Below are 9,244 nucleotides of genomic sequence, written 5' to 3'. Positions count from 1 at the left end.
GGGGACGTGGTGTCCACGTCCCGCCCCGGGGCTTTCGATTACGGCTTCACAGAGGGTGGGCCAGATCCCGAGTTTCGACAGCCCTTGGGCCCACTGGACGTTTGACCTTGGACGCTGAGCCGCTCATGGCCCCGCAGCCGGGCGGGGGTCGCGCTGTGCTGGGTTACGAGTACACCTGCCACCAGCGGTCCGCCTCGGCGCATACTGACTCGCGTTGAAATGGAGCTCCGGTGGAGGGTAAGGGTTGACTGCGAGCGGGGAAGGCTGCGGCACCTCCCAGCCCAGCCTGTGCACTGCACGATCTCCCCGAACCGCTACACGACCACGGCCACGAAGCCGCATCAGTCACCGGTGCGGTCCGGTTTCCCCAGATCCAGGCGGCGCGCCTCACCCGTTGCCTGAAGAAGGCTGGGGCGGCCGGCCGACAGCGCAACAGTCGCGTACGGTCCGCGACCGCCTGCGCCGCGGTCTAACCCTCTCTTCCTCGTCCGCCGCCCAGGGCGAGCCGCGCGTCACGCGGCCCAGATCTCCGACCACTACGCAGCTCGACCCGCGACGACTGCGAACTTGCCGCAGAACAGCAGCCCTTTCCGGTCTCGAGGCGCCGCTTTCCCCGTCATGCTCCGTTTTCTTGATCTCGACCCGGAACTGGTCCCAAGAGCAGAGGACGCGGTCGCTCAAGCGGTACTAGCGCAGTGGCGCAATCCGGGCCCCCAAGATGGGATGCACGACGGCGACTCCGCGCGGGACCACCTTGTTCCCCGACGACGGCCTATTCCGCGTGAGCGGGACCGCTCGTTTCGTGTCAGCTCGGGGCCCACGCCTGGGCCACTTCGATCGAGATGCGGCCGAGCCTTCGGACAGGCTGTATGCGTAGACCTTGGCCCAGGCGCGAATGCTGACGAAGCCCGCGCACGTCAGTGGCCGTCAATGTCAGGCGGCCAGCACGCGGCAGTTGAGGCAGAGCTTTGCGAGGTGGATAAGCGGTTCCGCGGCCGGTTGGCGGGAATCTGCGTAGTCGGCCCTGATCGTCTTTGGCGGCGGAGGACTGTCCATCGCGCCTTGAACGATGCGATCTGCGGCGGCGTCAAATCCTGCGTACGATCCCGGATCCCAAGGATCAGCGGTCAACCGCTGAGGCCGCGGCACTGGGCCCTACTCGGACCTGGTTCCTGGAAAGCGTCCGCCCTGCCGACCGGAAGCCGGCAGGGCGGAGATGGCTGCCTGTCCCGGATTGACCAGCGGATCACGTGGTCTTCCGGGGCGTTGGTTTGTTCAGCTCACGGGATGGGTTGTGTCAGTAGGTGTAGGGCCGCAGGAAGGTTCCACGTGAGAACTCCCATTGGGCACCCGTCGAAGCCCAACTGCCCTTCGCTGTGCTGAACGAGGCTGTTCTGCTGGAGAGGTGGGTCCACATGCGGACTGTGCCGTCGGAGTAGCCGGCCTGGCTGCCGATGTCGTCACGGCCGTCGCCGTCGTAGTCGCCGGGCACGATCTTTATGCTCGAGTACGTCCAGTTTCCGGCGGCGGACTGCCAGGCGGGTGGGGGTGGCATGGTGCTGAAGCCGCCGTCGCGGTTGCTGTTGGCGGGCACCATGATCATGGCGTCGTGGCCGTCGGCGTAGTCGTACCAGAACGTGATGTCGTCCAGCCCGTCGCCGTTGAAGTCACCACCGTGTGGATAGGTACGGCTCCAGGATCCCCAGGTGGTCGCGTTGCCTTGCCAGGAGGTGGTGGATCCGTTGAATCCGCCGTTGGGCTGGGCGAGGAATGTGTGCTGTTTCAGGTCGCCGTTGGGGTATCCGTACAGCGCGGCGATGTCGTCGCGGCCGTCGCCGTTGTAGTCCCCGGTGGTGTACTTCGCATCCTTCACGTCCCACCAGCCCGCCTGCAGCTGGTACGCGGGGAACGGCGCGTTGAAGCCACCACGGACATTGGCCGTGAAGGTGAACATGGTGTCGTGGCCGGCCCAGTACGAGTACCAGGCCATGAGGTCGTCGCGGCCGTCGCCATTGAAGTCGCCTGATTGCAGGGTCGTGCTCGAGGAGTAGTAGCCCCCCTTGCCTGAGGACCATGCAGGTCATCGCCGATCCGCAGGGCCGGATGCTGTGGGCTTCGCCCACCCTGCCGGGCGCCGTCCACGACATCAAGGCCGCCTGCACCCATGGCGTCATCGACGCCCATACCGACGCGGGCTTGGCCTGCTGGACGGACAAGGGCTACCAGGGCGCCGGCGGGACTGTCCGGGTACCCTTCCCGGCAGGTGGGAGCGGCTTTCCGCAGTTCAGCGAGCCGCCAACTTGTCCCATGCGCGTATTCGCGCGTTGGGCGAGCAGGCCATGGTTGCCCTGAAGCAGTGGCGGCTGCTGCGGAAGCCCCGGTGCAGCACAAACCGTATTACCGACACCGTGAAGGCCGTCCTGGTCCTCCACCTCGCTACTGCGGGCTGAGCTCAGCCTGCAGCATTCACCAGGGCCATCAGGTCGGCCTCGGTGGTCCCGGTTGGCACATGCACGTCGAAGCTATATCCCTCATCGCAGAACACCAGGTCAAGATGCATGGGTGTCAGCCTGCGGAAGGTGATCGCCAACCAGATCGCGTCCTCCACGAACGTCCACGTGCAGGCAGGTATCGTCCTCGTGCAGAAAAGCCTCACCCGGACCGTTCTCCGTATCGAGTCCCCAGACGAGACTGCGTACTGCACTACGGGCCGACGAATCGATTCCAATCATCAGGTTTTCCTGTGGCATCACGTAGTGGAGTCCTCGTCGGGCGCTAGACACAGCTTGGCAAGCCGGTTGGGCATCGGCGAGTCTCCATGCGGTGCACCACGACCTGGTAGACGAAGCCCCACGCATGGCCGCGCGCATCCTCAAGATGCATGGGGCAGGCGGAGGTCTCCGCTCGGGAATCGGCAGTAATCAGTGCGCATCCCTCGCGTTGTCCCTACTGGAGCTGCCCCTCAGTTGGTCTGTGATGGCATGGCCTGCGGCGACACGCGAATGTGCGGTCGGCAATCCGAGTCGTTCGGACAGGTCCGCGCTATGCAGATCCACAGCCGTCTCGATCAGAGCGGCCAGGTTCTCGGTGGTGGAGCGGGCCCGTACCGTGGCCACGGCGAAGACGACAGCGCCGAGGAGAGCGGCGGGCCACCACCATGTCGAGATTGCGAGGTACAGCATGCTCCAGCCAAACAGCCGTGCGGCATCACTGGTGCCGCCCCGAGCACCGGCTATCTCGGTGCGCAGCGAATCTGGGAGCACCGTCCACAACCGGGGCCAGACCAGGGCCAGGTCGTCCAGGCCGTTGACACGGCGCACGCGCTCGGCAGTTCGGACGTAGCGGTCCCCGATCCGGCTGGGCCGCACCGGGCGGGCCAGGCCCAGGCGGACGCGTTGTCGCTGACGCCGCAGGGCCAAGGCGTCGGTGCGTCCTGTGTCGGCCCTCTGGGCTTCGAGTTCGACGGCGTGCAGAACAGTCGTCCGCAGTCGACGTGTTGCCCAGTCCCATCGGCGGCGGCGCGCTGCGAGCAGCCAGGCGGCGGGCGGCAGGGCACCGGGAAGTGCCCAACAGCGCTCGACCAGACCGCCCAGGGCTCCCGCGAGAAGGCCGACCGAGCCAGCGGCGAGCACGGTCGTAACGGCCAGGAGAATGACCACGGCTGGCGTCTGCAGGGCGGGTTGCCGGGTAAGCCAGTCCAACCAGTCGTTGATCTGGTCAAGTTCGAAGGGTGTGTCCTGGCCCAAACGTGTTCCTGCAACCAGGACCGCAATCCACAGCAGCCCCGGCGCCACCAATGCCGTGAGCCAACGGTCCATCAGCCTGGTGGCCAACTCCACCAGGAACGTGTTCACCGTGCTTCCGGGTTGGGTGCGTAAGGGGTCATGGTGTTCGCGCCGGGGTCGGCAGCCGCGCAGACCGGGGGGCCCGCGCTTTCTCCGGCGAGCACCACACGTGTGCAGCGCGCCAGCGGGCAAGTCCATCCCAGAGTCTCGGGTCCGGCGGACATTCCGTGAGGCAGTGCAGGGATGGGGCCGCGTACTCTGCTCGTCAGGCCCGGCAGCCCGCGCTCGGCGGCGGCCCGACCGATCATGTCGAGCAGTTCCTCCAGTCGAGCCCGGGCGGGCTCCTCAGGGCCTCTCAGCAGAGTCAGTAGTGCGTCGAGAGCGCCTTCCGCTGCGCCCTCGCGAATGGTCTCCCGTATTGAGGGCCAGCGGCTGAGTTGGCTGCACAGCGCCTCGACCCGTTCGCGAACCTCCGTGTCCACGTTCACGTGCCTCCCCGTTCGACCATGGCTTCTCACGTACGAACGGGCCGGAGCGTACACCGCGTTGCCCATTCGCCGGATAGGATTCTGGTGACAAACGCCGATCGCGGGGGATCTGCAATGCCGGACCGTCTGGCGGCACTCGCCGCTCTTCAGCAATGCCTTGACCGCTCCGTCACGGATCTTGCCACGATCTTGGAGCCTGAAGCCAAACGCGCCGCCGACGGCCTCATGGCGGTCGTCGAACCGGAAGTAGACCTCGAGGCGGCCCGGCTACTGGGCTCGTACTACTGGTTACGGTCCCTGGCGCTCGCCGAGAGCGGCGCCATTGGCGACCTGGGCGCGGTCCTCCGGTTCATGCTGCCCGTCTATTGGGCCGATCCGGGGCTTGTACCGGAGCTGTTGCGCACAGCCTTCCGCGAGGATCCCGGGCTGGCACCGCTCGTGCGCGAGGGCCCGGAGGCGCTGGGGCGTCGCGCCGCCGCCATGGTGTTCGCGTTCCACCGCTCCGGCGAGCTTCAGGACCTGCGCACCGCTGCCACCTATTTCCGTGCGTCGGTTGCGCGCACGCCGCAGGGCCATCGAGATCGCCTCGTGCGCCTGAGCGACCTGGGTGTGTGCCTCCGGGACCTGCACGCACGCACCCAGGACCAGGACGTGCTGGCGGAGGCCATCACGACCGAGCGTGCGGCGCTGCGGCTCGCGCATGGACGTCCTGGCTACGCCGTGCGGGTGAGCAGCCTGGAGCACGTTCTCATGCTCCGGGCCGAGCGCACCGGCGAGCCGCGCGCCTACGCGGAAGCGGTCCAAGTCGTGCGGGAAGCGCTGAACGCCCTGCCGCAGAACTCCCCAGAGCGCGCCTCCGTACTGAGCTGCCTTGCTGGTGCTCTCGGTCACGAGTACCAGGCCTTCGGCCGACTCCATGCTCTGGACGAGTCGCTGCGGGCGATCCGCGAAGCGGTGTCCCTCACCCAGCCGGGCCACCCAGACCGCACCAAGTACCTGGTCAACCTCGGAATCGCCCTGACCACCGCGCACAAGCGCACCGCACGGCCGGGCCTGCTCGAAGACGCAGCTGAGACCGCACGGGAAGTGGTGAGGTGCACCCCGCCCGACGACCCGGCACGCATCGACCGTCTGGCAGGCCTCGGTGCCGCACTCCTCGAACTGTCCATGCGTGATCGAGAACCCGGCCTGGTGAAGGAGATGGTACGCATCCGGCGGGAGACACTGGCAGCCGTTCCGCAGGAGCACCCCGATCGGCTCAAACACCTGAACCACCTGGCGCTGGCCCTCCACTTGAGTTACGCGTACTCTGGCCACGCCGACGATATGGACGCGGCGGCTGAGGCCCTGCGCGAAGTGGTGGCCGGGACCCCGCGGAAGCACTCCGGCCGTACCGACGCGCTCAACCTCCTGACCATTACCCTTGAGGCCCTTTTTCACGTCCACGACCGGATGGACGTGCTGGAGGAACTCGTCGAGGCCGCTCGGGAGATGGTGACGGCCCTCCCGCCCGAGGAGCCCGAACGCGCCCAGCGGCTGGACCAGCTCTGCGCCATGCTGCAGACGCTGTTCGAGCGCACCGGCGATCCGGAGCGGCTCAAGGAGGCGGTGCGGTACGGGCGGGAGGCAGTAGGCACCACCCCTCAAGACCACCCTCGCCGCGCTGGCCGGCTGACGAACCTCGGAGGTGCCCTCGCCCAACTGCACGGGCAGATCGGCGGTGCGGACTCCCCGCACGCCGACGGGACCGACCTGCTCCGAGCGGCAGTTGCCTGCGAGCGCGAAGCTCTGGCGCTCACCCTGGTCGGCGAACCCAAGCGACCGCAATACCTGAACAATCTCAGCACCGCTCTGCAGCGTCTGTTCGCACGCACCGCGCACATGGCCGACCTGGAGCAAGCCGTGGAGGCCAGCCGGGAGTCCGTGGTTCTTGCCGACCCGGACGATCCCAACCGGCCCATGTACCTGACGAATCTCGGCGGAGCGGTCCGCGCCCTATACCTCCACGTCAGCCGGATCGAGCTGCTGGAGGAGGCGGTACAGGCCGAACGGGAGGCTATGGCTCTGATCCCGAGCAAGCACCCCCGACGCGCCATGTATCTGAACAACCTGGCGAGCACGCTGCAGGTCTTCTGGATGCGTACGGAGCAGCCGGATGTGCTCGACGAGGCGATCGAAGTGCAGCGGGAGGCTGTTCAGACCACGCTGGGCAGCCACCCCGCACGAGCCGGACGTCTGATCGGCTTGGTGAGCCTGTTGAGGATGCATTACGAGCGCACCGAGCGTATGGAGGTGCTCCGAGAAGCGGTAGCACGTGCGCGGGAGGCTCTGGCGCTCATTCCCCGGGACCACCCGGATGCCGCGGGGCACCTCAGCAACTTGGCGACCGTCTTGCTGATCGGGTTCAAGAACGCGGTGTCGTCCGTCGACGTCCAGGACGTCGCGCAGTTTGAGAACCCCATCAGAGGCGCCATGTCCCAGCTGCTCTCCTCTCTGCCGTTTCTCGGGGCCGAAGTCTTGGACGAAGCCGTTCTAGCCGCGCGTGACGCGGTGCGGCTTACCGCCCGCGATCACCCACAGCGCGGGGAGTTCCTGATCAACCTCGGGCACTCCCTCGAGGCCAAGGCCGAGCATGGCGGCCCCTCGGACCTGCTCGACGAGACGCTTCGCTGCTACCGTGAGGCCGGCGACAATCAAGCTGCTTCCACCTTCCTGCGCATCTCGGGGTATCGGCGGTACGCGAGGGCGGCCGGGCCCGTGCCCGACCGTGCCAGGGCTGGGCTCCAGGCCATTGAGGATGCCATTGAGCTGGTGGAGACGTTCGCTCCGCGCAGCCTCGTCCGGCCGGATCGGCAGCATCAGCTGAGCCAGTTGAACGAACTGCCCGGTGAAGCAGCGGCAGCTGCCTTGCACGCGGATCAGGCCGTTCGAGCAGTTGAACTGCTCGAACGAACGCGCGGGATTCTCGCCGCAGACGTCCTGGCGCAGCGGAGCCCCGAGCAGATCCGCCTGCGCGCACATGCACCCGAACTGGCCGCACAGCTTGACAGGTTGCGTACCCGATTCGCCGAGCTCGATCCTCCGATACCGGCGGCGGAGCGGGGGTCCCCTGACCGCGGTGATGGCGTGCCCGCCGGGACGTCGGCGCGGCAGCTGTCTGAGGAGCGCATCGCAGCCCACCATGCCTGGCAGGATCTGGTCGGGCAGATCAGACAGCGGCCGGGATTCAGTGATTTTCTTCGCGCGCCGACCGCCTCGCGGCTGGCGCGCCAGGCCCAAGACGGCCCTGTCGTCTTTGTCAACACCAGCAGCACTCGCTGTGACGCCCTCATCCTGACCGTAGATGCCGACTCGCCTGTCCAGGCCGTCCCCCTGCCGGGGCTGACGCAGGCGAAAGCGTACGAACAGGCGGACCGGCTGCGCGCGGCTCAATTGAATGCCGCGGACCCAGGGATCGATCCTCAGCGGCGGATTACGGCCCAGCGCGAGATCCAGAGCGTCCTGGAATGGCTGTGGGACGTCGTCGCCGAGCCGGTCCTGACCCGGGTGGGTCACACGTCCTGCCCCTCCGCCGACGAGCCATGGCCCAGGCTCTGGTGGTGTCCCGTCGGCATTATGGCCTTCCTCCCGCTGCATGCAGCCGGGTACCACGTGGAGCACCGCGGCCCGGGTCCGCGGGGGGCAGCGGGCCCGCGCACGGTCTTGGACCGCGTCGTCTCGTCGTACACCACGACGGTCGGCGCCCTGGAGCACGCACGCGCCCGGGGTGCTTGCGCGGACGCGCCGACGACCGTGGTTGTACCAGTGCCCGATACTCCTGGCAGCCCACTACCGGGAGTCCGCGGCGAGACGCGTGCCATCAGCGCGCTCATCCCTGACGCTCATCTGCTGGCCGATCCGACCCGCGACATGGTTCTGGAGGCCCTGTACGGACACCGGATCGCCCACTTCGCGTGCCACGCACTGGCCGATGGAACCGACCCCGGGCGCAGTCGGTTGATCCTGCCCGACCATGACCGCGCACCACTTACCGTCATGGACATCAGCAACCTTCATCTGAACGCCGCGCTGGCCTACCTGGCAGCCTGTGAAACCAGCGTCACCACCGCCCGACTGGCCGATGAGGCCCTCCACATCACGGCCGCATTCCAGCTCGCGGGCTATCGACACGTCGTAGGTACCCTGTGGTCCATCGACGACCGTACTGCCATCGAGCTGGCGATGGACTTCTACAGCCGTCTGACCGACGACGGAGCGATCCCACCCCGGGTCGAGCGCAGCGCACACGCCCTGCACCACGCCACGCGGCGCCTGCGTGACCGGTACCCCAGCACCCCCACGTTGTGGGCAGCGCACACCCATTCCGGTCCGTGAGCGCAGGCCGTACTCTCCCTCAGTCTCGACCAGCGGAGCGAGACGGTCTGTGCCGGAGCTCGCTCGCACGCGGGTAGTACGCCATGACGCCAATTGCATGTACGCGAGCCGTCCGCCGGTGCGGACAGCGGCACGACGGGCTGATCATCCGTAACGTCAGCCGGACGTGGTGGGAGCCGGCGGCTGGGTCGAGGTCGGGAGCGTGCAGAACTCGGCCGAGACGACGTTCTTGCCGCCGCCGACCCAGTCGCCGTTGCAGTTCAGGGCGATCACGTGCCAGCCGTCCTTGGTGCCAAAGGCCTGGGTCGATGGGCCGTGGATGCCGCCGGAGTGTCCCCAGACCTTGATTCCGCAGCTCGTTTCGTACTCGATGAGGCCCAGGCGTAGCGCTGGCACGGAAGGATTGCCCTCGGTCGGGACCGTGGTCGTCAACTGCTGGAGCCGGGCGGGGCAGTATGCCACTGAAGAGAGGGCGGTGTAGAAGCGGTTGAGGTCGGAGGGGTTGGTGACCGTTTCGCCCGCCGCCCGGGCCCAGGACGGCGGGCAGGCCGAGGTCGGCCCGACCACCCGCCGCCCCGACTGACCGCCCCGGAGGGC

General features: G+C 67.6%; 5 protein-coding genes and 1 pseudogene. 2 read left to right on the top strand and 4 right to left on the bottom strand.

Features of this window, described 5'->3' with window-relative positions; all coding sequences use genetic code 11:
- Positions 1-1,297: 1,297 nt before the first annotated feature.
- Complete coding sequence (locus tag ACFC0D_RS16500; RefSeq protein ID WP_376435675.1) at positions 1,298-1,990, bottom strand: FG-GAP repeat domain-containing protein; 693 nt, start codon at positions 1,988-1,990, stop codon at positions 1,298-1,300.
- Positions 1,991-2,073: 83 nt separating this feature from the next.
- Here ACFC0D_RS16500 and ACFC0D_RS16495 point away from each other — a divergent pair.
- Positions 2,074-2,450: pseudogene (locus tag ACFC0D_RS16495) on the top strand (transposase family protein); the annotation flags it as partial.
- Between the two features lie 2 nt (positions 2,451-2,452).
- Here the strand turns inward: ACFC0D_RS16495 and ACFC0D_RS16490 are convergent.
- Positions 2,453-2,608, bottom strand: a complete 156-nt coding sequence (locus ACFC0D_RS16490) for a hypothetical protein (protein ID WP_376435672.1) — start codon at positions 2,606-2,608, stop codon at positions 2,453-2,455.
- A 313-nt stretch (positions 2,609-2,921) separates the two neighbouring features.
- A complete protein-coding gene (locus ACFC0D_RS16485; protein ID WP_376435670.1) occupies positions 2,922-3,854 on the bottom strand; it encodes a hypothetical protein in 933 nt (310 codons plus the stop codon).
- Positions 3,855-4,387: 533 nt separating this feature from the next.
- On the opposite strand from ACFC0D_RS16485, the gene ACFC0D_RS16480 reads away from it, so the two are divergent.
- Positions 4,388-8,647 carry a CHAT domain-containing protein gene (locus ACFC0D_RS16480; protein ID WP_376435667.1) on the top strand — a complete coding sequence of 1,420 codons (4,260 nt, stop codon included), beginning with the start codon at positions 4,388-4,390 and terminating at the stop codon, positions 8,645-8,647.
- Positions 8,648-8,803: 156 nt separating this feature from the next.
- Here the strand turns inward: ACFC0D_RS16480 and ACFC0D_RS16475 are convergent, their stop codons facing one another.
- The gene (locus ACFC0D_RS16475) at positions 8,804-9,214 is read right to left on the bottom strand and encodes a hypothetical protein (RefSeq protein WP_376435664.1); all 411 of its coding nucleotides are present in this window, start codon (positions 9,212-9,214) and stop codon (positions 8,804-8,806) included.
- Between the last annotated feature and the right edge of the window lie 30 nt (positions 9,215-9,244).

The organism is Streptomyces sp. NPDC056222 (assembly GCF_042264065.1).
Classification (GTDB): Bacteria; Actinomycetota; Actinomycetes; order Streptomycetales; family Streptomycetaceae; genus Streptomyces.
This window is presented reverse-complemented; position numbering and strand designations above follow the sequence as displayed.